The organism is Caenimonas sedimenti (assembly GCF_007833165.1).
Lineage (GTDB): Bacteria > Pseudomonadota > Gammaproteobacteria > Burkholderiales > Burkholderiaceae_C > Ramlibacter > Ramlibacter sedimenti.
The window spans coordinates 73,141-96,999 of sequence record NZ_VOBQ01000008.1 but is presented as its reverse complement, the minus strand read 5'-3'; the positions used below and the strand labels follow the sequence as shown (position 1 = coordinate 96,999).

At 65.7% G+C, this 23,859-nt stretch carries 25 protein-coding genes; 22 read left to right on the top strand and 3 right to left on the bottom strand.

Features of this window, described 5'->3' with window-relative positions; all coding sequences use genetic code 11:
- Positions 1 to 3: 3 nt before the first annotated feature.
- The 21 genes from FN976_RS10090 to FN976_RS09990 all read left to right on the top strand — a co-directional run bounded on the left by FN976_RS10090 (position 4) and on the right by FN976_RS09990 (position 18,760).
- A complete protein-coding gene (locus FN976_RS10090; protein WP_145893159.1) occupies positions 4 to 732 on the top strand; it encodes an ABC transporter ATP-binding protein in 729 nt (242 codons plus the stop codon).
- Positions 729 to 1,610 (top strand): alpha/beta fold hydrolase, encoded by an 882-nt coding sequence (locus FN976_RS10085; protein WP_145892889.1) that lies wholly within the window; start codon positions 729 to 731, stop codon positions 1,608 to 1,610. The genes FN976_RS10090 and FN976_RS10085 overlap by 4 nt, the downstream gene beginning before the upstream one ends.
- 36 nt (positions 1,611 to 1,646) lie before the next feature.
- Positions 1,647 to 2,849, top strand: a complete 1,203-nt coding sequence (locus tag FN976_RS10080) for an aromatic ring-hydroxylating oxygenase subunit alpha (protein WP_145892888.1) — start codon at positions 1,647 to 1,649, stop codon at positions 2,847 to 2,849.
- Positions 2,846 to 3,328 carry an aromatic-ring-hydroxylating dioxygenase subunit beta gene (locus tag FN976_RS10075; protein WP_145892887.1) on the top strand — a complete coding sequence of 161 codons (483 nt, stop codon included), beginning with the start codon at positions 2,846 to 2,848 and terminating at the stop codon, positions 3,326 to 3,328. Before FN976_RS10080 ends, FN976_RS10075 begins: the two co-directional genes overlap by 4 nt.
- A gap of 218 nt (positions 3,329 to 3,546) precedes the next feature.
- Positions 3,547 to 4,743, top strand: a complete 1,197-nt coding sequence (locus FN976_RS10070) for an ABC transporter substrate-binding protein (RefSeq protein WP_145892886.1) — start codon at positions 3,547 to 3,549, stop codon at positions 4,741 to 4,743.
- 46 nt (positions 4,744 to 4,789) lie between these two features.
- Complete coding sequence (locus FN976_RS10065; RefSeq protein ID WP_145892885.1) at positions 4,790 to 5,650, top strand: branched-chain amino acid ABC transporter permease; 861 nt, start codon at positions 4,790 to 4,792, stop codon at positions 5,648 to 5,650.
- Positions 5,647 to 6,654 carry a branched-chain amino acid ABC transporter permease gene (locus FN976_RS10060; RefSeq protein WP_145892884.1) on the top strand — a complete coding sequence of 336 codons (1,008 nt, stop codon included), beginning with the start codon at positions 5,647 to 5,649 and terminating at the stop codon, positions 6,652 to 6,654. Before FN976_RS10065 ends, FN976_RS10060 begins: the two co-directional genes overlap by 4 nt.
- Positions 6,651 to 7,415, top strand: a complete 765-nt coding sequence (locus FN976_RS10055; RefSeq protein WP_186510809.1) for an ABC transporter ATP-binding protein — start codon at positions 6,651 to 6,653, stop codon at positions 7,413 to 7,415. Before FN976_RS10060 ends, FN976_RS10055 begins: the two co-directional genes overlap by 4 nt.
- A complete protein-coding gene (locus FN976_RS10050) occupies positions 7,408 to 8,109 on the top strand; it encodes an ABC transporter ATP-binding protein (protein ID WP_145892882.1) in 702 nt (233 codons plus the stop codon). Before FN976_RS10055 ends, FN976_RS10050 begins: the two co-directional genes overlap by 8 nt.
- Before the next feature lie 88 nt (positions 8,110 to 8,197).
- The gene (locus tag FN976_RS10045) at positions 8,198 to 9,469 is read left to right on the top strand and encodes an aromatic ring-hydroxylating oxygenase subunit alpha (RefSeq protein ID WP_145892881.1); all 1,272 of its coding nucleotides are present in this window, start codon (positions 8,198 to 8,200) and stop codon (positions 9,467 to 9,469) included.
- Between the two features lie 12 nt (positions 9,470 to 9,481).
- Positions 9,482 to 9,967, top strand: a complete 486-nt coding sequence (locus tag FN976_RS10040) for an aromatic-ring-hydroxylating dioxygenase subunit beta (RefSeq protein ID WP_145892880.1) — start codon at positions 9,482 to 9,484, stop codon at positions 9,965 to 9,967.
- Between the two features lie 11 nt (positions 9,968 to 9,978).
- Positions 9,979 to 10,890 carry a VOC family protein gene (locus FN976_RS10035; protein WP_145892879.1) on the top strand — a complete coding sequence of 304 codons (912 nt, stop codon included), beginning with the start codon at positions 9,979 to 9,981 and terminating at the stop codon, positions 10,888 to 10,890.
- Positions 10,887 to 11,681, top strand: a complete 795-nt coding sequence (locus tag FN976_RS10030; protein WP_145892878.1) for an SDR family oxidoreductase — start codon at positions 10,887 to 10,889, stop codon at positions 11,679 to 11,681. Before FN976_RS10035 ends, FN976_RS10030 begins: the two co-directional genes overlap by 4 nt.
- A complete protein-coding gene (locus tag FN976_RS10025; protein WP_145892877.1) occupies positions 11,681 to 12,901 on the top strand; it encodes an MFS transporter in 1,221 nt (406 codons plus the stop codon). Before FN976_RS10030 ends, FN976_RS10025 begins: the two co-directional genes overlap by 1 nt.
- On the top strand, positions 12,894 to 13,607 hold the full coding sequence (locus tag FN976_RS29165; protein ID WP_145892876.1) for a TetR/AcrR family transcriptional regulator: 714 nt from the start codon (positions 12,894 to 12,896) through the stop codon (positions 13,605 to 13,607). Before FN976_RS10025 ends, FN976_RS29165 begins: the two co-directional genes overlap by 8 nt.
- 2 nt (positions 13,608 to 13,609) lie before the next feature.
- The gene (locus FN976_RS10015; RefSeq protein WP_255440278.1) at positions 13,610 to 14,644 is read left to right on the top strand and encodes an amidohydrolase family protein; all 1,035 of its coding nucleotides are present in this window, start codon (positions 13,610 to 13,612) and stop codon (positions 14,642 to 14,644) included.
- A gap of 50 nt (positions 14,645 to 14,694) precedes the next feature.
- Positions 14,695 to 15,702, top strand: coding sequence for a PdxA family dehydrogenase (locus tag FN976_RS10010; RefSeq protein ID WP_222432794.1), 1,008 nt, complete (start codon positions 14,695 to 14,697; stop codon positions 15,700 to 15,702).
- A 55-nt stretch (positions 15,703 to 15,757) separates the two neighbouring features.
- Positions 15,758 to 16,093, top strand: coding sequence for a non-heme iron oxygenase ferredoxin subunit (locus FN976_RS10005; RefSeq protein WP_145893156.1), 336 nt, complete (start codon positions 15,758 to 15,760; stop codon positions 16,091 to 16,093).
- Positions 16,094 to 16,104: 11 nt separating this feature from the next.
- Positions 16,105 to 17,439, top strand: a complete 1,335-nt coding sequence (locus FN976_RS10000) for an aromatic ring-hydroxylating oxygenase subunit alpha (protein WP_145892875.1) — start codon at positions 16,105 to 16,107, stop codon at positions 17,437 to 17,439.
- Positions 17,436 to 17,930: an aromatic-ring-hydroxylating dioxygenase subunit beta gene (locus FN976_RS09995; RefSeq protein ID WP_145892874.1), complete on the top strand. Its 495-nt coding sequence runs from the start codon at positions 17,436 to 17,438 to the stop codon at positions 17,928 to 17,930. The genes FN976_RS10000 and FN976_RS09995 overlap by 4 nt, the downstream gene beginning before the upstream one ends.
- A gap of 5 nt (positions 17,931 to 17,935) precedes the next feature.
- Positions 17,936 to 18,760 (top strand): 1,6-dihydroxycyclohexa-2,4-diene-1-carboxylate dehydrogenase, encoded by an 825-nt coding sequence (locus tag FN976_RS09990; protein ID WP_222432793.1) that lies wholly within the window; start codon positions 17,936 to 17,938, stop codon positions 18,758 to 18,760.
- A 75-nt stretch (positions 18,761 to 18,835) separates the two neighbouring features.
- Here FN976_RS09990 and FN976_RS29160 read toward each other — a convergent pair whose 3' ends face one another.
- Together FN976_RS29160 and FN976_RS09980 are read right to left on the bottom strand one after the other, a co-directional pair.
- On the bottom strand, positions 18,836 to 19,189 hold the full coding sequence (locus tag FN976_RS29160; RefSeq protein ID WP_222432792.1) for a hypothetical protein: 354 nt from the start codon (positions 19,187 to 19,189) through the stop codon (positions 18,836 to 18,838).
- A gap of 190 nt (positions 19,190 to 19,379) precedes the next feature.
- Positions 19,380 to 20,963 (bottom strand): flavin-containing monooxygenase, encoded by a 1,584-nt coding sequence (locus FN976_RS09980; protein ID WP_222432791.1) that lies wholly within the window; start codon positions 20,961 to 20,963, stop codon positions 19,380 to 19,382.
- Positions 20,964 to 21,122: 159 nt separating this feature from the next.
- Between FN976_RS09980 and can the strand changes: the two genes are divergently transcribed.
- Positions 21,123 to 21,815 (top strand): carbonate dehydratase, encoded by a 693-nt coding sequence (can, locus tag FN976_RS09975; protein WP_432417861.1) that lies wholly within the window; start codon positions 21,123 to 21,125, stop codon positions 21,813 to 21,815.
- A gap of 15 nt (positions 21,816 to 21,830) precedes the next feature.
- Here can and FN976_RS09970 read toward each other — a convergent pair whose 3' ends face one another.
- Complete coding sequence (locus FN976_RS09970) at positions 21,831 to 23,801, bottom strand: AMP-binding protein (protein WP_145892872.1); 1,971 nt, start codon at positions 23,799 to 23,801, stop codon at positions 21,831 to 21,833.
- Positions 23,802 to 23,859: the final 58 nt, after the last annotated feature.

The following is a 23,859-nucleotide window of genomic DNA, read 5'->3' as shown; positions in this document are numbered from 1 at the left end:
CCGCTGTTGCGCGTGAGCGCGATCGACAGCTGGTACGGCCACGTCCAGTGCCTGCACGGCGTGAGCCTGGAGGTTCTGCCCGGCCAGCTGGTGGCGCTGGTCGGCAGCAACGGCGCCGGGAAGACCACACTGCTGAAGACGGTGTCCGGCCTGCAGCCTGCGCGCCACGGCAGCGTCGCGTTCGACGGCCGCGCGCTGGGTGATTTGCCGGCGCACCGCCGCGTCGGCCTCGGGATTGCGCACTGCCCGGAAGGGCGCTGCGTGTTCAGCAACCTGTCGGTGGACGAAAACTTGCGCCTGGGCGGCCAGACACGGACGCCGGCAGAGGTCGAGCGCGGCCTGCAACGCATGTACGCGATGTTTCCGGTCCTCGCCGACAAGCGCGCACAGATGTCGGGTCTGCTCTCCGGTGGCCAGCAGCAGATGCTGGCGATCGGCCGCGCGCTGATGAGCCGGCCGCGCCTGCTGCTGCTCGACGAACCGTCGATGGGACTGGCGCCGCTGATCGTCGCGGAGGTGTTCGCGATCATCGACGGCCTGCGCCGAGAGGGAATGACCATCCTGCTGGTCGAACAGAACGCACATGAGGCGCTGCCGCTGGCCGACCACGCCTACGTGCTGGAAAGCGGGCGCGTGGTGCACAGCGGGGCCGGTGCCGATCTTCTGAATGACCCTATGGTGCGCGAGGCCTATCTCGGACTCGGCGTGGAACCCACGGAGACAAGATCATGAGTCTGTGGCTGGACCTGCTTGGCGCCTGTGTGCGCTACGTCGAGACGCCGAGCTTCGGCAACATCCGCATCGTCGAGGCCGGAGCCGGCAAGCCCGAGGCGCTGTTCCTGATGCACGGCATCGGCGGCCACCTAGAGGCCTATGCGAAGAATGTGCTGGCCTTATCGGCTGACTATCACGTCGTCGCCTTCGACTTCGTCGGCCACGGCTTGTCGGACAAGCCGCTCGAGGTCGACTACCTACCCGCCACCTACGCGCTCCAGCTCGGTGAGCTCATGGATGCCTTGGGCATCTTGCGTGCGCACATCTCGGGCGAGTCGCTGGGTGGCTGGGTCGCCGGCACGTTCGCCGCGATGTGTCCGTTTCGCGTCAAGCGCCTGATCCTCAACACGACCGGCGGCATCCCGATCGTCAGCGAGAAGGGCCGGCGCGAGCTGCAGAACCTTGAAGAACTCAGCCGCAGGAATGTTGGGCAGGTGCCGACGGTCGAGACGGTGCGCAGGCGAATGAAATGGCTGATGCACGAGACCAACTGGTCCTTGCTCGACGACGAACTTGTCGGCTCGCGGCTGGCGATCTATCTGCGGCCCGACTTCCAGCAGGCCGCCCCGAAAGTGCTCGCACTGCTGAATTCGGCCGATCCTGGCGCGAGCACGCCGGTGATGATCGAACTCGGCAAGCTGGCCTGCGACACGCTCTTCCTCTGGACGCGGTTCAACCCGATTCACGATCTCGAGGCTGCGACCGCGGCCTGCGCCCAGGTGCCCGGCGGGCAACTCTATGTGATGCGTGCCGATGCGGCGCACTGGCCGCAGTACGAGGCGCCGGCCGAGTTCAACACGGTCGTTCATCAGTTTCTGCAGACCGGGAAGGTCTGATCTTTCATCTGCTGTCCCAACCCTGGAGGTATCGACATGCACACGCCTGCCCATGATAGCGTCCGCACCCAGTCGCTGGTCTGGTCAGATCGGATCAGCCAAGTCCCGAAGGAGGTGTTCGTCAGCGAGCCGCTGTTCGAACAGGAACTCAAGACCATCTACTACGGTGACTGCTGGCACCCGGTGGCCCACGGGGGCGAGCTGCCCGAAGTCGGCGACTTCAAGACCTTCGACCTCGGTCGAATGCCCTTGCTGATCGCGCGTGGCAAGGACCGCGAGCTGCGCGTATTCCTGAACAGCTGCACCCACCGCGGCACGCAGGTGGAAACCGCGACCTGCGGCAACCGGCCGGAGTTCGAGTGCCCCTACCACCGCTGGCTGTTCGCACTCGAGGGCGACCTGGTCGGCTGCCCGGGCTCGAAGGAATTCGCACCCGACTTCGACAAGAAGAATTTCGGCCTCAAGCAGCTCCGTACCGCCGAGTACCTGGGCCTGCTGTTCGTCACCCTGGGTGAGGCCACGCCGCCGCTGGACGAATGGCTGGGCGAGAGCATGCGCTCGACGCTGCGCGTGGTGCTCGCGGGCGACGGGCGCCTGAAGCTGCTCGGCTACCAGAAGGTGCGTTATGCGGTCAACTGGAAAGCCTACAACGACAACGATGGCTTCCATGCGCCGCTGCTGCACACCGGTTTTCGGCTGCTGAACTGGCAGGGCGGGCAGGGCGCGCAGTTCATGACGCCGAACGGCCACATCGCGATCGAGGCGCAGCTCAAGCCGATCCAGAGCAGCGGCTTCCTGAAGGACCCCTCGTTGATCGAGTTCAAGGGCCAGAACCCGGAAAAGGGATCGTGCGTGGTCGAGCTGTTCCCGGTAAGCGTGCTCGTCAAGCACCTCGACGTCATCAATCTGCGCTTCGCGATCGCGCGCAGCCACGACGTGACCGAGGTCCACTACGCCTACTTCTCGCATGCTGATGACGACGAGGCGATGGTGCGCCATCGATTGCGCCAGTCGTCCAACCTGCTCGGACCTTGCGGCATGGTCAGCATGGAAGACGCTGCTATTTTTCAGCGCATCCATATCGGCAGTTTCACGCCCGGGTACGCGGAGTTCCAGAAAGGCGTTACCGGCGGCAAGGAGCCGTCGTTCGACGTCAAGCAGAACGACGAGACCGGCCAGCTGCCGAAGTGGGAGTACTACCGCCAGCTGATGGGCTTCAAGCGGGAGGCCGAAGCATGAACGCCGACACCTTGAATGCGATCGACGCCGTCCAGACCCGGCACATCGCCGCGCTCGACGCGCAGGACATGGCTGGCTGGCTCGCCACTTTCTCGAGCGATCCGGCGACGTCGTATATCTGCATCTCGGCCGAGAACGAGCAACGCGGCCTGTCCATCGCGCTGATGCTCGATGACAGCCGAGCGCGTCTCGAGGACCGCGTGTCCATCGTCACCAAGGTCTGGGCCGGGACCTACCAGGCCTACCGGACGCGCCACTTCTTTCAGCGCCTGGACTGCCGCGAGGCAGCCCCCGGCCGGTTCGAAGTGGTATCGAACTTCTTGATTGTGATGACCCCGGAAGGTGGCGTCTCGACCTTGCTTACCAGCGGCATTTACCGTGACCTGGTCGAGGTGTCGCCAACCGGGGCGTTGCTCCGGCAGCGGCGCGCCGTCTACGACGCCGACGCGTTGCCGCGATATGTCGTGTTTCCGTTCTGAATGCCTGCTGGCTGGCCGGCATTGTTTTTGCTTAATTTGAAATCTCGGTATTTCTAATGGTTATCGATAATAGACACTGCTTGTTAGATTTCAGACACTAGTGTTGCGAATCGAGTTCGTCAGACATCGCATGTATCGTAAAAAAACAGGATGCGCTGTTTGTTTCGTCGCTGCGACCGACCAACTACACACGGCGCCCGCGCCACATAGGAGACAAGATGACCACTTTCAACCGCACCGCCGTCGCTACGGCGCTGGCCGTCGCCTGTGCAATTCCGTTGCCCGCCGCCGCCCAGGGCAAGGACATCAAGGTAGGCATGCTGCTGCCGTTCTCCCAGGTCTTCGCGGTGTATGGCGAGGCAGTCAAGGAAGGCTTCGACTTGGCGGTCGAGGAGGCCGATGGGCAGGCCGCCGGACGGAAGATCGTCGTCCTGAAGGAAGACAACAAGGAAGACCCCAAGGTCACGCTGCAGCTGGTGCGGCGCTACACCAAGGACGACAAAGTGGACTTCATGGTCGGCCCGATCGCGTCCCACGTGGTGGCTGCGATCCGCGACGAGGTCGATCGCTCCAAGACCTTTCTGCTCGTGGCCAACGCCGGCAACAACGACGTGACCGGCAAGAACTGCAGTCCCTACATCGTGCGCACCTCGTTCTCGAACTGGCAGGTGAACCATTCGATGGGTCAGTACGCGGCGGAGAACCTGGGCAAGTCGGCGCTCACCGTCGCCTCCAACTATGACTCCGGGCGCGAGCAGGCCGGCGCGTTCCGGGAGGGCTTCATGCAGAAGGGCGGCAAGGCGCCGCTGGAAGAGTGGCCGGCGCTGGGCACGGCGGACTTCACGCCGCTCGTCACCAACATCCGTGCCAAGCAGGGCGAAATCGACATGGTGTGGGGGTTCCTGGCGGGGAGCGCGGCGCCGCGCTTCATCACGCAGGTGACACAGGCCGGCGTGCGCGGGCCGAAGCTGAAGATGGTGGTGCCGGTCTATGGCGCCGACGAACTGTTCTTCCCGGCGATGGGCGATGCGGCCGTCGGCGTGATGGTCAGCGGCCACTACATGGCAAGCCTCGACACCCCGCGCAACCGCGCGTTCCAGGCGCGCTTCCAGAAGAAATACGGCAAGGTCGCTCACGTCATGCACGTGCAGGGCTATGACACCGCCAAGCTGATGCTTGCGACCATCGAGGCCCTCAAGGGCGACCTGAGCGACAAGGCCAAGGTGCGCAAGACGCTGACCACCCTGCAGGTCGACAGCCCGCGCGGCTATTTCCGGATCGACCCGCGCACCGGCAACGTGGTGCAGAACATCTACATCGGCGAAGTCATCAAGCGCGCGGACGGCACGCTCGGCCACAAGATCCTGAAGACCTACGAACAGGTTGCCGACAAGGGCGAGGGCTGCGTGCTCTGACACGTGGGGCTGGCGCCGCACTCCGAATCCATTTGCCCAGCTCGTCATGCAGATCATCGTTGAACAGGTTCTGAACGCCCTGCAGATGGGGGTGCTGCTGTTCCTGATCGCCTCGGGGCTGTCGCTCGTCTTCGGGCTGATGCATGTCGTTAACCTGGCGCATGGCGCGCTGTACATGGTAGGCGCCTACTTCGGCATCACGATCGCGCGCGGCCTGGGTAATTTCTACCTCGCGGTGTTGCTCGCGCCGTTGCTCACCGCGATACTGGGCGTGCTGCTCGAGCGCACGCTGCTGGCGCGCACCTATGGGCGCGGCATGTACCCGCAGGTGTTGCTGACGCTCGGACTAGTATTCGCCTTCGACGAGCTGGTGCGCATCATCTGGGGCGCGCCGATCCAGACCCTGCCGCTGCCGCCCGGACTCGCAGGCACCGTCGCGCTGGCGGGCGCCTCGGTGCCGGTCTATCGGGTGCTGGTCGTGGTCATCGGCGCCGTGGTCATCACTGCCTTGCTGCTGGGCTTCGGCCGGACGCGGTTGGGCGCGATGGTACGCGCCGGTGTCGACGATCGCGAGATGGCCGCGGCGCTGGGGATCGACGTCACCCGTCTCTTCAGCGGCGTGTTCGCGGTCGGCGCGGCGCTTGCGGGCCTGGCGGGAGTGCTCTCGGTGCCGATCTTCAATGCGTTTCCCGGCATGGGCAGTGAGATTCTGATCTCCGCGCTGGTGGTGGTCGTGGCCGGCGGCATGGGTTCGCTGGCCGGCGCGCTGATCGCGAGCCTGCTGATCGGCGCGGCCACCGTCGTCGGCCAGATCTACGCGGCGGAGTTCTCGACCGCAGTCATCTACCTCGTGCTTGTCGCGGTGCTGCTGGTGCGCCCGCAGGGCCTGATGGGGATCGCGCGATGACTCGCGTCCGTCACTGGCCAACGCTGGCCGTGCTGGCAGTAGCCCTGGCGCTGCCGCACTTCACCCGCGGTACACAGACCGAGTTCGCGATCGAAGTCATGATCACCGGCATGTTCGCGCTCAGCCTGAACATCCTGATCGGTCGGCTCGGCCTGATCAGCTTCGGCCACGGCCTGTTTCTCGGCGTCGGCGCCTACCTGGCCGGGTTCATGCTGCGCCATCTGTCCGAGAACCTGTTCCTGCTGCTGGCGGCGGCGCTGATCGTCGGCATGCTGGTCTCCGCACTGGTCGGCGCGATGGTGTTGCGGCTCGGTGGTGTGGGCTTCGTGATGATCACGATCGCGTTCTGCCAGCTCTTCTACGTGCTGGTCTTGTCGACGCAGACCTGGTCGGGTGGGATCAACGGCATCCCGTCGATCCCGCGTCCGAAGCTGTGGCGTGGCACTGACCTGCCGGCCTGGCTGTCGCTGGACAGCGAGTTCACGTTCTACTACGTCGCACTCGTCGGGCTTGTGTTGCTGGTGTACGGGCTGAAGCGCCTGGACGCCTCGCCGCTGGGCTCGGTCTTTTCCGGCATCCGCCAGAACGCCGCGCGGATGCGCGCACTCGGCTACCCGGTGCGCCGCTTCCAGCTGATCGGCTTCGTGATGGCCGGATCGCTGGCCGCGGTGGCGGGTGCCTTGCATGCCAGCCTGTTCGGCCTGGTCGATCCTTCGCTGCTGTTCTGGACCACCTCGGGCGAGGTGATTCTGATGGTCATCCTGGGTGGCGTGGGGGTCCTGTACGGGCCGCTGGTCGGCGCGGCCCTGTTCCTCGCGTTGTTTCACTACCTCGGCACGCTGACCGATCACTGGCGTCTCGTGCTCGGTATCGTGTTCGTGGTGGTGGTGCTGTATGCCCCGAACGGCCTGGTGCCGCTGGTAACGAACGCACTGGGTCGTTGGCGCGGCGCGAAGCCGAGTGCCCGCGGTGCGGCCGTGGCGCTGCCCGAGGACGCGACGTGACCGCCGCGGCGCTGCTCGAGACCCGCGGGCTGACGCTGGCCTACGGGCGCTTTCTGGCGCTCAATGGCGTCGACCTGAAACTGCTGCCGGGCAAGCGTTACGGCGTGCTCGGGCCCAACGGTGCTGGCAAGACGACGCTGCTGAACCTGCTGACCGGAACCCTGCAGGCGACGTCGGGATCGATCCAGTTCGACGGAGTCGACATCACGGCGCTGCCGGCCGAGCGGCGCAGTCACCTCGGTATCGGCCGCAGCTTCCAGAAGACCAGCATCTTTCCCGAGTTCACGGTGGCGGAAAACGTGCGCATCGCGGTGCAGTCGCGTGAGCCGATGCGGGCCTACAACTTCTGGTCGCCGCGTGGGCGCGATCACTATTTCGACGAACGGGCTGCGGCCTGCGTCGACAAGGTCGGCCTTTCGGCCAAGGCGCACGTGCCGGCGACCGACCTGTCCTATGGCGAACTGCGCCAACTCGAGATCGCGCTGGCGCTGGCGACCGAGCCGCGCCTGTTGCTGCTTGACGAGCCCACTGCCGGCATGAGCGAGGAGGAGACGCACGATGTGGTCGACATGTTGCGTGCGACCCTGCCGGCGTCGCTGACCCTGGTGATCATCGAGCACGACCTGAAGGTGATCGAGGGGCTGACCGATCACGTGTTCGTCTTCGAGCAGGGCGCCTTGTTCGAGCAGGGCACGCCGGCCGAGATCCGCGGCAGCGAACGGGTCCAGAAGATTTACTTCAAGGGGCGCGCGCTTGCTTGAGCTGAACGACATCCGCGCCGCCTACGGCGCGACGCCGGTGCTGCATGGAATCAGCCTGCGCGCCAATGCATCGAGCTTCCTCGGCATTGTGGGACGCAACGGCGTGGGCAAGACGACGACCCTGCGCAGCATCGTCGGGCTGATGCCGTTGACCGCCGGTGACATCGTGTTCGATGGCGCATCGCTGGTCGGTCGCGCCACGCACGACATCGCGCGCCTGGGCGTGGCCTACGTGCCCGAGAACCGCGGCGTATTCCCGTCGCTGACGGTGATGGAGAGCCTGACGCTGGGGGCGCAACCGCGCGCCGACCGCGCGACCGGCTGGACCTTGGAACGCGTGCTCGAGATATTTCCCCGCCTCGGCGAACGCCGGCGCAACCGCGGCGACGCGCTGTCCGGTGGCGAGCAGCAGATGCTGGCCATCGGCCGGGCGTTGCTGGCCAACCCCCGGCTGCTGATCCTCGACGAACCGACCGAAGGCCTGGCGCCGCTGATCGTCGAGGAGATCCAGTCGGTGCTGCGCTCGCTGCGCGGCAGCGGCATGGCACTCATCGTCGTCGACCAGAACCTGGACACCGTTTTCAACGTCGCCGACGAAGTCGCGGTGATGTCGCGCGGCGCCGTCGTGGCGCGCGGGCCGAGCGCCACCGTGCGCGCGGATCACGCGCTGCTGAACCGCTACCTCGGGGTGTGACCTCGCATGCCCCGTCCTGAACATTCTGCCTCTCGCGCCGCACGCCGGGCCAGGCACTGACGTCCATCCTGTAACAGGAGAAGAGCCGATGAAAGACATCTCCAAGGTCATCAAGCTGCACGTTGACAAAGAGCGCCAGCTGTTCAAGGTGCCGCGCGCCTCGTTCACCGACACCGATGTGTTCGAGTCTGAACGGAACGCGATCTTCAACCGCTGCTGGCTCTACCTCGGGCACGCCTCCGAACTCGCCAAACCGGGCCAGTTCGTCACGCGCACGGTGGCCGGGCGCAACGTCATCTTCAACCGCGATGCCGGCGGCAAGTTCAACGCCTTCATGAACACCTGCCCGCACCGCGGAGCCACGGTGTGCCGCGACCGCTCGGGCACGGCCAAGAATTTCCAGTGCTTCTATCACGGCTGGGTGTTCGGCAATGACGGCAAGCTCAAGGACCAGCCGGGCAAGGAATCGTACTGCGAGGGCTTCAACGACCAGGGTGGCGCCGACCTGGTGCCGGCCCCACGCCACGAGGAGTACCGCGGCTTCCACTTCATCGCTTTCGACAAGGACATCGTCGACCTGCCCACGTACCTGGGCAGCGCGCGCGAGTACATCGACTTGGTGGCCGACCAGTCCGAAGTCGGCATGGCGATCGTCGGCGGCACGCAGGAGTACAGCCTGCGCGCCAACTGGAAGCTGCTGGTCGAGAACAGCATTGACGGCTACCACGCTTCGACCACGCATGCCAGCTACCTCGACTACCTGAAAGGCACGGTCGGCTCCCTCTCGCCGGTACCGTTGGTGGGCCACGGCCGCGACCTGGGCAACGGGCACGCCGTGATCGAGTACAGCGCACCCTGGGGTCGCCCAGTCGGGCAGTCGATCCCGGCCTGGGGCGATCAGGGCAAGGCCGATATCGAGAAGATCGTCGCCGGGCTGGCGCAGCGCTTCGGCGCCGAGCGCGCCCAGCGCATCGCGTTGAAGAACCGCAACCTGCTGATCTTCCCGAACCTGATCATCAACGACATCATGGCGGTCACGGTACGTACCTTCTATCCGTTGGCGCCGAATTTCCTGCACGTCAACGCATGGGCGCTGGCACCCACCGAGGAGAGCGACTGGTCGCGCAAGTCTCGTCTCGAGAATTTCCTCGAATTTCTCGGCCCGGGCGGCTTCGCGACGCCCGACGACGTCGAAGCGCTGCAGCAGTGCCAGACCGGCTACGAGAACGTGCGCGAGGCGGGCTGGAACGACATTTCCAAGGGCATGGGCAAGGCGCAGCCGGCAATGGACGACGAGATCCAGATGCGCGCCTTCTGGACCGAGTGGAATTCGCGCCTGACGCGCGCCCACGCCGCCTAAGGAGCCAGCGACATGCAGACCTTCACCCGCCCCGAAATCGAAGACTTTCTCTTCCATGAGGCCGCGCTGCTCGACGACTGGCGGCTCGAGGAATGGCTGGCCCTGTTCACCGACGACGCGCGCTACGAAGTGCCATCGACCGACCTGGCCAAGGACGCAACGCCCGACCGCAACTTGTTCTACATTGCCGACGACGCGTTCCGCCTCGGCGAGCGCGTCAAACGGCTGCAGAAGAAGACCGCCTACTCCGAGTACCCGCGCTCGAAGACGCGGCACCTCGTCAGCAACGTGCGTATCCTCGAGTCGGGCGCCGACGAGTGCCGCGTCGCCACCGCCTTCGTGACCTACCGCACCAAAGGCGGCCACACGGACACCTACATCGGCAGCAGCGAGTATTCGCTCGTGCGCCAGGCGGCGGGCCTGCGCATCCGCAAGAAGCGCTGCGTGCTCGACCTCGATTCGCTGCGCCCGCAGGGGCGCGTGAGCATCCTTCTTTGACGGAGACGAACATGAGCATGCCCTTCCGATACCGCAAGCTGGGCTACGTCGCTTTGAACGTGACCGACCTTGACCGATCGGCAGCGTTCTACACCGGCACTGTCGGTCTCGACGCCTCCGAACCGGTGGCAGGCGGGCCGGCCTTCCTGCGCTGCGGCAGCGACCATCACCACCTCGTGCTGTATCCGGCCAAGGCGCCGGGCGTAAAGCGAGTCGCGTTCGAACTCGAGAGCCGCGCCGAGATGGAGCATGCGCGCAGGCACCTCGCCGGCCTCGGTCTCGCTGTGGAGGAAATCGATGCCGAGGAGCGCGCGGCGTTGCGCCAGGGCGACGGCTTGCGCTTCGTCGAGCCGAACTCCGGGCTGACGATGGAGTTCTACACGCGCGTGCTGCAGATGGCGCTGCCGTTCCGCCAGAGTCTGACCAAGATCGTGCAACTCGGCCACGTGGTGCTGTCGGTCGAACGTTTCGACGAGATGGCCGCCTACCTGACTGCGAACCTGGGCTTCGCGATCTCGGACTTTGTCGAGGGCCGCTTCGCGTTCATGCGCTGCCAGCCCAACCCGCTGCACCACTCGTTCGCGATCGGGCGCTCGGTCGAGGGCAACCACCTCAACCACATTAACTTCATGGTCAGCGACATCGACGACATCGGCATCGCGATGAACCGGCTCAACAAGGCCGAGGTGCCGATCGTCTTCGGTCCCGGCCGGCACAAGCCCTCGGGCAGCATCTTCCTGTACTTCCTCGATCCCGACGGCATGACCGTCGAGTACAGCTTCGGCATGGAGGAGTTCCCCGAGGAGGGTGCGCGCGAGCCGCGCATGCTCGAAGCACATCCGTCGGCGCTCGACACCTGGGGCAGCGTGCCCAAGCCGGCGTTCGGCAAGGTGGGCGCGATCGAACGTCGGGTGCCGGCATGAGTGACGCCGCGCAAACCGCACCCTGGGCAACGCGCGCCAGACCGCACGAAGGCCGCGTCGCGGTGGTGACTGGTGCGGCGCGCGGCATCGGCCTGGAGATCGCGCTGCGGCTGGCGCGCGACGGCGCCAGGCTGGCGCTCGCCGACGCTGATGCGCAGGGTCTGGCGGCCAGCGCGCAGGCTGTGCGCGAGCTCGGCGTCGACGTCATCACCGAAGCCGGCGACCTGGCTCAGGAGTCCGTCGCCAACACGCTGATCGCGAGCGCGCTGGCGGCGTTCGGCCGTATTGACATCCTCGTCAACAACGCTGGCGGCGGCGTGATCCTGCCGTTCCTCGAACATACGGCGCAGACGTTGAAACAGACCATCGACCGCAACCTCTGGACCGTGATCTGGTGCTGCCGTGCGGCGCTGCCCCCGATGAAGCAGCAGCGCTATGGCCGCATCGTCATCCTCGGCGCCGATTCTGTGATGAGCGGTCTGTGGGACCACGCCGCTTACAACGCCGCCAAGGGTGGTGCGCACGGCCTGACCACCGGGCTGGCGCGCGAGTTCGCGCGCGACGGCATCACGGTGAACACGGTGGCACCGTGCGCGGTCAGCACGCCGCAGCTGGTCGAGATGAACACCAAGGACCCGGCATTGGTGGACCGGTTTGTCAGCATCATCCCGATGGGCCGTGCCGCCGAAATGGCGGAGGTCGCATCGATGGTGAGCTACGTGGCCTCGACCGAGGCGTCGTTCGTCACCGGCCAGGTAATCAGCGTCAACGGCGGCAGCACCATGCCGTGATGGGATCCGCCGGCATTGCCAGTTCGAGTGACTGGCCGCGGGTCGGCCTGTTGCTGCTTTGCGGCATGTTCGCTGCCACCCAGGTCGGCAAGCTGCCGCCGTCGATGACCGAGCTGCGCGAGCAGTACGGCGCGAGCCTCGTGCAGCTCGGCTGGATCACCTCGGTGTTCAACCTGACTGCGGCCACTGTCGGTCTGGCCGCCGGCCTGCTGGCCGATCGAATCGGCCGCCGCAACATACTCAAGCTCGGCCTGCTGGCGCTCGGCGCGGGCGCGTTGATCGGCGCGCTTAGCCCGGGCATCGGCGTGCTGTTCGCGTCGCGCATTGTGGAGGGCCTGGGATTCGTCTGCATCGTCGTTTCTGCGCCGGCGCTGATGCGCGACGCAGCGACGGCGTCCCGGTTGAAGCTGGCGCTTGGCCTGTGGAGCAGTTACATGGCGCTGGGCATGACGACGATGCTGTTGCTCGCGCCGCTGCTGATGGGCGCGCTTGGCTGGCGCGGCGGGTGGTGGGTCGGCGTGTTGGGCGCCGCGGCGCTGTTGACGCTGACGCTGTGGGCTTTTCCCGAGGATGATCGCGCGGCCGCCGCCGTGCAGGCCCCGGCTGCGCTTCTCGCCGGGCTGCAGTCGAGCACGCCCTGGCTGCTCGCCGGTTGCTTCGCCATCTACACCTTGCAGTGGATGACGATGATGGTGTGGCTGCCCACTTTCCTGCAAGATGAGTTCGGCTTCGGACTCGCGCGAGCCACCGGGTTCGTCGCAGTTGTCATTATCGTCAACGCTCCGGGCGCCTGGCTCGGCGGTTGGCTCTCGAATCGAGGTGTCTCGCCGGCGCTGCTGATGCTGGTTTCAACCTTGGTGATGGGTTTCGCTGGCTGGGGTGCGTTTGCGGCAGGTGCCGACCCGCTACCGCGCCTGGCGCTGTGCATCGCGTTCTCCTTCGTCGGCGGGGTGCTGCCGGCTGCGATCTATGCCTGCCTGCCGGCCGTTGCGGCACCCCGCCAGAACTTCGGCTCTGTCAATGGCCTGGCGGTGCAGGCGTCGAATCTCGGCGCCCTGCTCGGGCCGCCATCAGCCGCGGCACTGGTCGGACTCGGCGGATGGCACGGCATGGGTTGGGCCTATCTTGCGACCGCGGCGGCATCGGCGATGCTGATCCTGCGGGCAGCGAAGGCCCCCGAACTGCAGGCGCCCGGATCCACAAGGGCCGTCCATGGCTGACGCCCCCGTGGCCCGTACCGCGCGTCGAAAGCTGTCGGCTTCGGCGGTGCCGAAGCCCAGGCGCACGCAAGCCATGCGCAGCGGCGAGATGAAGCGCCGCATCCTCGACGCGGCCTTCGAGGTCTTGAAGGAGCGCGGCTTCGCTGGCTTCACAACGCTCGAGGTGGCGCGGCGTGCGGGCGTGTCGCGCGGAGCGCAGGTGCACCATTTCCCGAGCAAGCAGGACCTGGTGACCGCCGCAATGGAGCATGTGTTCGGCATCGCGCTTGCCGATGGCCTGAGGCTCGCCGAAGCCGCGAAGCGCTCGGGCCGGCCGGTCGAGGCGCTGATCGGCGACGCGCAGGCGTTCTACTTCGGTGACTATTTTTTCGTCGGACTCGACATGCTGCTCGCGGGCGGCAAAGACCCGACGCTGAAGGAGGCCGGTATTCGCGTCGTGCGCAACTACCGCCGTCCGGTCGAGCAGCAGTGGCTCGCGGTGATCCAGGAACTCGGGCTGCCGGCCCGGACCAGCGAGGACCTGCTGTTGCTCACCGTCAGCCTGGTGCGCGGCTTCGGCATCCGACAGCTGTGGTCGGCGGAGCCGGAGCGGGTGGCTGGGCTGCTCGCGATGTGGCAGGACATGATAGCCACCTACGTGGCGGCGAAGGTGCCCACGAAAGGCGCGGCGGCGCGCATCGCCACGCCGGCTCGAAGGCGGACCTGAACGTGACCGACCACGACAGCATCGACGTTCACACGCACGTGGTTCCGGACGAATTCCCGCCCTACCTCGGGCACCGCCTTGGCGTGCGCTGGCCATCGATGGCCCCTGCGCAGGCGTGCCACCGGCATGTGATGCTTGACGCCAAGGTCTACCGGACGGTGTCGCACCAGTGCTGGGACTGCCAGGTGCGCCTGGCCGACATGGAAACGATGCAAATCGGCCGCCAAGTGTTGTCGCCGATGCCCGAGCTGTTGTCGTACTGGCTCGCGGGCGACGATGCCACGGTGCTGACGCGCTTCCTGAACGAGGCCATCGCCGGGATGGTGCAGCAGGCACCTGCACGCTTCGTCGGCCTCGGCGCCGTGCCGCTGCAGGACGTCGAGCGCGCGATTGGCGAACTGGACCACGCTGTTCACCAGTGCGGCCTGGCCGGCGTCGAGATCGGCAGCAACATCGATGGCGTCAGCATTGGCGATGCACGCTTCCTACCCTTTTTTGAAGCGGCCGAGCGCTGGGGCGCGGCGATTTTCGTGCATGCGCTGCGGCCCGCGGGCATGGACCGGCTGGTCGGCCCGCCGATCCTCGAACAGGCGCTGGCGTTCCCGGGCGAGGTGGGGCTGGCAGCGGCCTCGCTGCTGACCGGTGGCACACTGGCGCGCTGCCCGCGACTGCGCATCGCGTTCAGCCACGGCGGCGGCACGCTGGCCCAGTTGCTGCCGCGCCTGCAGCACGCCTGGGAGAGCTTTCCGGCCCTGCGCGAAGCCGTGCCGACGGCACCGCGCGTCGGCGCGCGGGCCATGTACTACGACGACCTCGTCTACGACGCGGCGACCATCGACTACCTGCTGCAGACCTTCGGCCCCACGCAGCTGATGCTCGGCAGCGACTATCCGTTCGCCATCATGGACAAGGCGCCGGTCGGGCGGGTGCAGGCGTTGCAGCTCGACACCTCAGTGAAGCGTCTGCTCCGGCACGCGAACGCCGAACGATGGTTGGGAGCCGTCACTGCCCTAGTGGAAACCCCCGGCTCTGAATGACGATGTTTGTGTAAATATCGAGATTATGTTGGATACATGGAGATTATTGGGTGAACTCGCCTAACCCCGCGACCAGGCGGCGCGACCGCGCGAAGGTCGGCATCGTGATTGGTGATCCCTGTGGCATCGGTCCCGAGGTGGTGGTCAAGGCGTGGGCGAGCGGGCAGCTGCATGCGCTATGTCGTCCGGTACTGATCGGCAGTGCGGCCGCGGTGCGGCGGGCCATCGACCAGCACAGTCTGGACACGAGGCTGCGCGTCATCGACGCGCCCGAGCGCATGCTGGGGCGGGTGGGCACGATCGACATCATCGACTCGGGCGCGCTGGACCCGGCCGACATCACGCCCGGTGCCGACAACTTGGCCTGCGGCCGCGCCACCGGGACCTGGCTCGACGAGGCCGACAGCCTGGCGCGGGCAGGCCGCTTGGGGGCGACCGTGATGGGCCCGATCAGTTCCGGGGCCATGGAGATGGCGGGAGTGCTCGACCGGGTAGTGCAGGTCAGGCCGGGGCACAGCTATCTGTTGCTGGCATCGGGTTCTCTGCGTGTGGCGCACCTGACCGACCACATCGCGCTGCGCGAGGTTTCCGGCCTCATCACCGCCGACCTGATCGAGTCGGCTCTGCGCACGCTCGATGACGTGCTGCGGCAGTGGGGAATGGCCAGTCCGCGAATTGCGGTCGCGGGATTCAATCCGCATGCCAAGGGCGCGGAAGAGGACCTGCACATGACGCCCGGCATCCGGCGTGCACGTGGCGCCGGGATCGATGTCACCGGCCCAGTGAGTCCGGACACGGTGTTTCGCCAGTGCATCGAGGGTCGTTTCGACATTGTGCTGGCGATGTATCACGACCAGGGCCATATCGCGATCAAGACCGCTGCCTTCGCCGGCAACGTCGCGGTCATCCTGGGGCCCCCGTACCCGCATGTGACGGTGGCACACGGCACCGCCTACGACATCGTCGGCCGCGGCATTGCCGACCATTCGATGATCATGAACGCCATCGTGACCGCCGGCTCGCTGGCCGCCGGACACGCTTTCCCGACCCTGCACTGACATGTCAGCTGCCCTTGCCCAACGAGAGGACCGCTGCGTGAGCGACTCCAAGACAATGACATTCATCGCCCGCATCGACGACGTCGAGGCTGGCTACGCCCTTCAGGTGCCTGTCGAAGGGCGCGAGCCGGTGGCGCTGGTGCGCCTGGACGAAGGCTACTTCGTCTTCGACGACACCTGCACCCATGGTGCGGCGTCGATGTCCGAGGGCGACATCATCGGCTGCGAGATCGAGTGTCCGTTCCACAGCGGCCGCTTCGACGTCCGCACTGGCGCGGCCACCGCTTTTCCGTGCGTCAAGGCACTGAGAATCTACCCGGTCAAGATCGAAGGCGACGAGGTCTACGCGGCACTGGACGCGGGCACGCGTGCCGACGAATCCACTTCCTGAAGGAGCCCCACATGGACGCTGCACCCCAATCCCTGCTCGACGATGTCGTTCACCACGAAGACGGGTTGCGCGCCGTCGATCGCCGCATCTTCGTCGATCCCGAGATGTTCGAGCTCGAGCAACGCCAGATCTGGGAAAAGGTCTGGGTCTACGTCGCGCACGAGAGCCAGCTGCCCAAGCCCAAGGACTACATGACCGGATGGATTGGTCGCGCTCCGATCGTCATCAACCGCGACAAGACCGGCAAGCTGAATGCGTTCGTGAACATCTGTTCGCATCGCGGTGCAACGCTGTGCCGCACCTCCAAGGGCAACGCCAGCACCTTCGTGTGCTCGTTCCACGGCTGGGCTTACGACGGCCAGGGCAAGCTCCTGGCGGCGATGAACGAGGACGGTGCCGGCTACCCCGAAAGCTTCGACAAGAGCAAGCGCGGCCTGACCAGGGTGCGGCTCGAAAACTACCGCGGATTCCTGTTCGCGACACTGAACAAGGACGCTGAACCGCTCACGGACTATCTGGCCGAGGCCAAGACATTCATCGATATTGTGGTCGAGCAGTCGCCCCAGGGCATCGAGATACTCAAGGGCCGCTCGGTCTATACCTTCGAGGGCAACTGGAAGCTGCAGGCGGAGAACGGCGTCGACGGCTACCACGTCGATTCGGTCCACGCCAACTACGTGGAGATGATCAAGAACCGTGCCAAGATCAACGCCGAGGGCAAGGCGCTGAAGGTCATGGCAGTGGGCGACTTCAACCGCTTCCGTGGCGGCTACTACGACCTGGGCAACGGTCACACGATGCTGTGGTCGAGCGTGTCCAACCCGCAGGACCGGCCGATCTACGGCCGCCGCGAAGAGCTGACGGCCAGCATGGGCAAGGAGAAGGCCGACTGGGCCGTCCATCGCTCGCGCAACCTGGGCATCTACCCGAACATGTTTCTGATGGACCAGATGGGCACGCAGATCCGCATGTTTCGCCCGCTGTCGGTCGACAAGACCGAGGTCACGATCTACTGTTTCGCCCCGATCGGCGAACCAGCCGCCGAACGCACGAAGCGCATCCGCCAGTACGAGGACTTCTTCAATGCCTCAGGCATGGCCACGCCCGACGACCTGACCGAATTCAACGAGACGCAGAAAGGCTGCAACCACTACAGCGTGGTGCGCTGGAGCGACATGTCGCGTGGCCAGGTGCACGAAGTTCCCGGCGCCGACGACCTCGCGGTCGAGCTCGGCATCGCGCCCGGCAGCAGCGGCGCGAAAGCGTCCGACGAAGGCATCTTCATCGCCCAGCATGGGCGCTGGGCGGAGTTGATGAAGGCCACTTCGAACGGGAGCGACCGATGAGTGACGCGGCAACGCTGCACAGCGTCACGGACTTCCTCTACCGCGAAGCAGAGTACGTCGACGCACGCCGCTGGGACGACTGGCTCGCGCTGTTCGATCCCAAGGCCGAGTACTGGATTCCGTCGTGGGACTCGGAAGACGAATACACCAGCGACCCGCAGAACGAAGTCTCGTTGATGTATTACGGCGATCGCACCGGTCTTGAGGACCGTGTCTTCCGGCTGCGCACCGGGCGCTCGGCGGCATCGACGCCGCTGCCGCGCACCTGCCACCTGGTGTCGAACGTGCGCGTGACACCGGGGGCCGACGGTGCGTGTGCGGTCAAAGCCAACTTCGTCACTCACCTCTTCAAGCGCAACGTCTCGCAAAGCTTTTACGGGCGCTATGAGTACCTGCTGAGTCGCCAGGGCGAAGACTGGCGCATCCGCAAGAAGAAGATCCTCGTGCTCAACGACCTGATCGAGACGGTGCTCGACATCTACAGCGTTTGACGGTCATGTCCACGGCCGCCGCTGGCAGCAAGAGACGCGTTCGCGCCGCGGTGCGCCAGCGCTTCGAGGGCAGGACCGCAGTGGTCACCGGCGCAGCCCAGGGCATCGGCCGTGCGGTGGCGCTGGCGATGGCCGCCGAGGGCGCGCATGTCGTCCTGGTCGACCGCTCGAAGATCGTCAAGGAAGCCCGCGACGAAGTGCTGGCCCTGGGAGGCAGGGCCAGCTTCCTGCTCGCTGACGTGGAGCAGTACGCGGCCTGCAGGAAACTGATGGCCAAGGCGGCGGCGCTCGACGGGCGCATCGACGTGCTGGTCAACAACGTAGGCGGCACGATCTGGGTCCAGCCCTTCGCGCACTATCGCGAAGAGCAGATCACGGCAGAGATCAACCGCTCGCTGTTCCCGACCCTGTGGTGCTGCCACGCGGTGCTGCCGTACATGATCAAGCAAGGTGCGGGCAGCATCGTCAACGTCTCGTCCACGGCCACCCGCGGCATCCACAGAGTGCCGTACTCGGCTGCCAAGGGTGGGGTCAATGCGCTGACGGCATGCCTCGCCTGGGAATGTGCGGAGCAGGGCATTCGCGTCAACGCGGTTGCCCCGGGCGGCACCGATGTCGGGCCGCGGCGCATCCCGCGCAACACCGAAACAATGGACGAGGCGCAGCGCGGCTGGTACCAGGCGATCGTCGACCAGACCATAGCATCCACCCTCGTCAAGCGGTACGGCACGCCCGAGGAGCAAGCGGCGGCGATACTCTTTCTGGCCTCTGACGAAGCCTCCTACATCACCGGCGTGACGCTGCCGGTGGCCGGCGGTGACCTGGGCTGATCACCCTGATTGTCGACGTGGAAGCACCGCGCGCGTGCTCGACGGCGCGAGCTCGCGCTGCATCCAGGGGTGATTTCATCCTGGCTGTTCGAGGACGCTGAACACGGCGCGAGTTGATTGGATGAAGCCTTGATGGTGCCGAACGAGAAACAAGGGATTCATCGAATCCACAACATCGTCTGTTTTGGCATACCCGAACCCCAGATTGATGAATAGATCGATGCGACGCGAGGTACGCCCTATGCGCACCTTCGTTGGATCGTGTTCGGAAGAAACATGTCCCGGCTGGGTGGACTGTGTGCGCAATGGGAGGGCAGTGTGGATTTGGTCATCGTTCTGCTCTCCGATGCCGGGGCCGACTTTCAGGATGTCGCACCTCTCATCCTCGACAACGAAAACGTATCCGTTGACGAGTTCGTCTGGCTGCAAAGCGAGGATCCAACCTGTCCGTTGCCGGAGTTCGCGTGCGCAATCCGAGTCGAAGCGTCTCTTGCGCCGCAGGATTTTCCAAAGCTGCTGAGGCAACTTTCAGGGGCCGAATGACCTCGGTAAAGGTCAACGTCGTGATCAACGTGCACGCATCGTGACGCATGGCGACGCGATCGGCGCGGACAGCCGATCAGCCCAGGCGAAATCCCGCGTAGCCCTGCTGCGCCACCTCGGCCAGGCGCTGGCGGTAACGCGGCGCGCCGCCGTTGTAGATCATGTAGCGAATCTTGTCGTGGCCTTCGACGTTGGAGTTGTAGCCCGTGAACCAGGACTTGGCCTTGCGCAGCAGCAGGCCTTGGTACAGTTCCTCGACATGCGCGGTCCATTCCGCTTGGGCTTCGGCCGTGGGCTCGATACGGCGGATGCCGCGTTCCACGGCGTGCTCGAACAGCCCGCTCGCCCAGTCCACCACGGTCTCGATGCCGCGAGGGAAGTTGGTCGACAGAGATGCGCTCTGAGGACCTGCCAGCATGAACAGGTTGGGAAAGCCAACCACCTGCAGACCCAGGTAGGTGAGCGGCCCGTCGCGCCAGTTATCGCGCAGGCGCTGGCCATCGGTGCCGACGAAGTCGATCCCGTCAAAGGCGCCAGTGACGGCGTCGAACCCAGTGGCGTAGACGATGAGGTCGAACTCGTAGTCGCGCTCGCTGGTGCGGATGCCGGTGGGCGTGATGCGCTCGATCGGGGTCTCGCCGATGCTGACCAGGTGCACGTTGGGGCGGTTGTAAGCCTCGTAGTAGCGGGTCTCCATCGGCACGCGCTGCACGCCGAAGCCGTGGTCCTTTGGTATCAGCTTCTCGGCCAGCACCGGGTCCTTGACGCGCCCGCGAATCTTGTCTGCCACGAAGGCCGAGAACTCGGCGTTGGCGGCCTCGTCCATCAGTACGTCGCGGAAGTTGCCCAGCCAGATGGCGAAGCCAGGTGTGGCGTAGAGCCGCTCCCAGAAGGCCAGCCGTTCCTCGCGCGGCACCTCGGCCACACGGCGCCGGTCCGGTCCGTGAATGAAGCCGCCCGGTGTGTTGTCGCACTTCCTGAAAATCTCGGCGTAGTCGGCCCGGATCGAAGCCATCTCCGCCGCAGAGATCGGGGCGTTGTGCAGCGGCGCGCACCAGTTAGGTCGGCGTTGGAAGACGGTGAGTTGGCCCACCTTGTCGGCGATCGCACCGATCAGTTGCACGCCGGTGGCCCCGGTGCCGATCACGGCCACCCGCTTGCCGGTCAGATCCACCGGCGCCTTGGGCCAGTGGTAGGTGTGGAAAGAAGGTCCGCGGAAGCTGTCCATGCCCGTCAGGCGCGGCATCGTCGGTGCCGACAGCAGGCCGATGGCGGTAAGCAGGAAGCGGCAAGTCAGCGTACGGCCGTCGGCCAGTTCGAGCGTCCAGATGTGGTGTTCGTCGTCCCACACGGCGCGCGTCAGGTTGCAGCCGAACTGGATGTGCGTACGCAGCTCAAACTTGTCGACCACGTGGTTCACATAGCGCAGGTTCTCGGGCTGAGGCGAGAAGTGCTCGGTCCAGTCCCACTCGGCCAGCAGTTCCTTGGAGAACGAATAGCCGTAGGTATAGCTTTCAGAGTCGAAACGGCAGCCGGGGTAGCGGTTCCAGTACCAGGTGCCACCGACGTCGTCGCCGCGCTCCAGCACCGTGACGTCTGCGCCATTCCGCAGCAGCTTGTACAGCTGGTAGAGGCCGCACATGCCTGCGCCGATGATCACGAATTCGCGTGCAGGTAGTGGGTGCCCTGCTTTCGCAGGCGGCTGTTGCTTGACCAAGACTCGTCTCCGTTCGGACTCGGCGATGGAACGCGCCTGGATCGGCGTTCCGCTCGCCGGTAATGCAAACCTAACACTTGTTCGATATCATGCCGCAAATTCATGTCCTCGGTCGAGGAAAACAACCCACTGAAAGCTTTCGGCATGTGCAGCATCGAGTCTTTGTTCAAGAACAACCGCGCCTGGTCTGCTCGCTGTGTGGCCCAGGACCCGGAGTACTTCCAGCGGCTGGCCGGGCAGCAGTCACCGCGCTACTTGTGGATCGGCTGTTCGGACAGCCGTGTTCCGGCCAACGAAATCCTGGGGCTGCGCCCGGGCGAGGTCTTCGTTCACCGCAATGTGGGCAACCTGGTGGTGCACTCCGACCTGAACTGCCTGACCGTGCTGCAATACGCGGTTGAAATCCTGAAGGTCGAACACGTGCTCGTGGTGGGGCACTATGGATGCGGCGCGGTACAGGCTGTGGTGGAGCAGCGCCGCACTGGACTGGCTGAGAACTGGCTGCGGCACCTGGAAGACGTCGGCCGCAAGCACGCCGACCGGCTTGACGACAGCGCCGCCACCGAGGTCCGCGCATCCCGCCTGTGCGAGCTCAACGTGATCGAGCAAGTCAGCAACGTGTGCCGCACGACGACCGTGCGCAGAGCGTGGGATCGAGGGCAACGTGTTGAAGTGCACGGGCTGGTCTATGGGCTCGGGGACGGGCTGCTGCGACGGGTCGGCGCCAGCGTTGGTGGCATCGAAGCGCGTGACTCCGGCTACTTCGAGGCGCTGGCCACGCTTGGCGTGCCGTGACCTGCGCCGACCGCCTCAGATGCCAAGCCTGGTCTGCAACTCGGTCACAGCTTCCGGGTTGACCAGGGACGACAGGTCGCCCGGGCTCTCCCCTTTGTAGACCGCGCGGACGACACGGCGCATGACCTTCATGTTGCGCGTCTTCGGCAGGTCGCTGACCAGCAGCACTTGGCGTGGACGGTATGACGCGCCCATGCCGCGGACCACCGCGGCGGACAATTCCTGTTGCAGCGCAGTGTCGGCCGCCACGCCGGGCATCGGCACGCAGACGCAGACGATCGCGGAGCCCTTGACTTCGTCAGGCACGCCGATCACGGCCGCTTCGGACACCTTGCCGGTACCGGTCAGCAGGGTCTCGATCTCCGACGGCCCGGTGCGCTTGCCCGATACCTTGATGGTGTCGTCGCTGCGGCCGAGGATGTAGAACAGACCATCCCCGTCCCGCATGGCGAAGTCCCCGTGCACCCACAGGCCGGGAAGGGTGCGCCAGTAGCTGTCGAGGTAGCGTTCATCGTCACGCCACAGGCTCTTGGTGAAGCCGATGTTGGGGTTGCGAAGCACCAATTCGCCCACCTGGCCGGCGGCCACTGGCTTGCCGGAGTCATCGACGATGTCCGCGCCGACGCCCAGGCCGCCCATCCCGAAGGACCCGGGCCTCAGAGGGTGAAGCACGGTGCCGGTGAAGTTGCAGCCGCCGACCTCGGTGCCGCCGACGATGTTCAGGAACGGCAGTTTCTTCTTGCAGACATGCTCGAAGAACCAACGCCAGGGCGCTTCGGTCCACGCTTCACCGCCGGAGACCGTGACGCGCAGGGCGGACAGGTCGAAGCTCTCCACCTCGGCGCTGCCGTAGCGCATCAGCCCGCGGATCAGCGTCGGCGCCACGCCCACGTAAGTGACCTTGTGGTCCTGCAGCAGGCGCCAGAAGCGGCCGGTGTCCGGGAAATCGGGCGTGCCCTCGGCCACCAGCAGGCTGCCGCCGAAGTAGCTGGGGATGCAGGCGCACATGGCGCCGACCATCCAGCCCATGTCGCTCATGAAGAAAAAGCGGTCGCTGGCCTTGAAGTCGGCGCAGATGTGCATGTCGCGCGTGACCATCGAGCCCAGGAAGCTCACATGCGTCCACACGCAGCCCTTGGGCTTGCCGGTGGTCCCCGAGGTGTAGAGCAGCACGGCGGGATCGTCGGCAGCCATCTCGGTGGTTTCCAGTTGCGCAGGCTGCTGCGCCACGGCCGCGGCCCAATCCTGGTCGCGCCGGGCGGTCATTGGGCAGGCGGGCAGGGCGTCGCCCAGGTGCCGCAGCACCAGCACATGCTGCACGCTGGGCACCGACAGCAGCGCCTCGTCGAGCACCGACTTCATCGCGCCTGGCGTCCCGCGGCGCCAGGTCCCATCGACGGTCAGCACCACCTTGGCTTCGCCGTCATTCAGGCGCGCCACGATGGGCTGCGGGCCGAAGCCAGAGAACAGCGGCATGACGACGGCGCCGATCTTCATCACTGCGAAGAAGGCGATGAAGGTCTCGGGGAGGTTTGGCATGTACAGCCCGACACGGTCGCCGCGCTCCACGCCAAGAGATCGCAGCGCGCCGGCCAGGCGGCAGACTTCGGCGTCGAAATCGCGGTAGGTCAGACTGCGCTGGGCACGCCGGTCCTCGCCTTCCCAAACCAGGAACGGACGCTCCCAGGTGGGTGTGCCGCGGTGCCTGTCGATGCAGTTCAGCACGATGTTGGTGGTGCCGCCAACACACCATCGTGCCCATTCGATTCCGCGCGAGGTATCCAGCATCTGCTGCGGCGGCTGGTAGAAGCGGAAGTCGCAGAACTGGAACACCCGCTCGATCAGCCAGGCCGGGTCCGCATCGGCGCGCCGGGACAGCGCGTGCAGATCGGCTTCTCCGGAATGGCGGATGAAGGCAGTGAGATTGGACTGCGCCACCACATCCGGCGGCGGCACCCAATCGAACGGTCGTTTGGTAGAATCCATGTTGCAAGGTTAGCTGAACCCGCGTGCGCAGTCCAGTGCTCGCGGCAAGGCAAGCGCA

What these genes read in the sequence shown, in the direction of transcription:
- FN976_RS10085 (WP_145892889.1), top strand. Translation starts at nt 729, where the DNA reads ATGAGTCTGTGGCTGGACCTGCTTGGCGCCTGTGTGCGCTACGTCGAG.
- FN976_RS10080 (WP_145892888.1), top strand. Translation starts at nt 1,647, where the DNA reads ATGCACACGCCTGCCCATGATAGCGTCCGCACCCAGTCGCTGGTCTGG.
- FN976_RS10075 (WP_145892887.1), top strand. Translation starts at nt 2,846, where the DNA reads ATGAACGCCGACACCTTGAATGCGATCGACGCCGTCCAGACCCGGCAC.
- FN976_RS10070 (WP_145892886.1), top strand. Translation starts at nt 3,547, where the DNA reads ATGACCACTTTCAACCGCACCGCCGTCGCTACGGCGCTGGCCGTCGCC.
- FN976_RS10065 (WP_145892885.1), top strand. Translation starts at nt 4,790, where the DNA reads ATGCAGATCATCGTTGAACAGGTTCTGAACGCCCTGCAGATGGGGGTG.
- FN976_RS10060 (WP_145892884.1), top strand. Translation starts at nt 5,647, where the DNA reads ATGACTCGCGTCCGTCACTGGCCAACGCTGGCCGTGCTGGCAGTAGCC.
- FN976_RS10045 (WP_145892881.1), top strand. Translation starts at nt 8,198, where the DNA reads ATGAAAGACATCTCCAAGGTCATCAAGCTGCACGTTGACAAAGAGCGC.
- FN976_RS10040 (WP_145892880.1), top strand. Translation starts at nt 9,482, where the DNA reads ATGCAGACCTTCACCCGCCCCGAAATCGAAGACTTTCTCTTCCATGAG.
- FN976_RS10035 (WP_145892879.1), top strand. Translation starts at nt 9,979, where the DNA reads ATGAGCATGCCCTTCCGATACCGCAAGCTGGGCTACGTCGCTTTGAAC.
- FN976_RS10030 (WP_145892878.1), top strand. Translation starts at nt 10,887, where the DNA reads ATGAGTGACGCCGCGCAAACCGCACCCTGGGCAACGCGCGCCAGACCG.
- FN976_RS10025 (WP_145892877.1), top strand. Translation starts at nt 11,681, where the DNA reads ATGGGATCCGCCGGCATTGCCAGTTCGAGTGACTGGCCGCGGGTCGGC.
- FN976_RS29165 (WP_145892876.1), top strand. Translation starts at nt 12,894, where the DNA reads ATGGCTGACGCCCCCGTGGCCCGTACCGCGCGTCGAAAGCTGTCGGCT.
- FN976_RS10005 (WP_145893156.1), top strand. Translation starts at nt 15,758, where the DNA reads ATGACATTCATCGCCCGCATCGACGACGTCGAGGCTGGCTACGCCCTT.
- FN976_RS10000 (WP_145892875.1), top strand. Translation starts at nt 16,105, where the DNA reads ATGGACGCTGCACCCCAATCCCTGCTCGACGATGTCGTTCACCACGAA.
- FN976_RS09995 (WP_145892874.1), top strand. Translation starts at nt 17,436, where the DNA reads ATGAGTGACGCGGCAACGCTGCACAGCGTCACGGACTTCCTCTACCGC.
- FN976_RS09990 (WP_222432793.1), top strand. Translation starts at nt 17,936, where the DNA reads ATGTCCACGGCCGCCGCTGGCAGCAAGAGACGCGTTCGCGCCGCGGTG.
- can (WP_432417861.1), top strand. Translation starts at nt 21,123, where the DNA reads ATGTCCTCGGTCGAGGAAAACAACCCACTGAAAGCTTTCGGCATGTGC.
- FN976_RS09970 (WP_145892872.1), bottom strand. Translation starts at nt 23,801, where the DNA reads ATGGATTCTACCAAACGACCGTTCGATTGGGTGCCGCCGCCGGATGTG.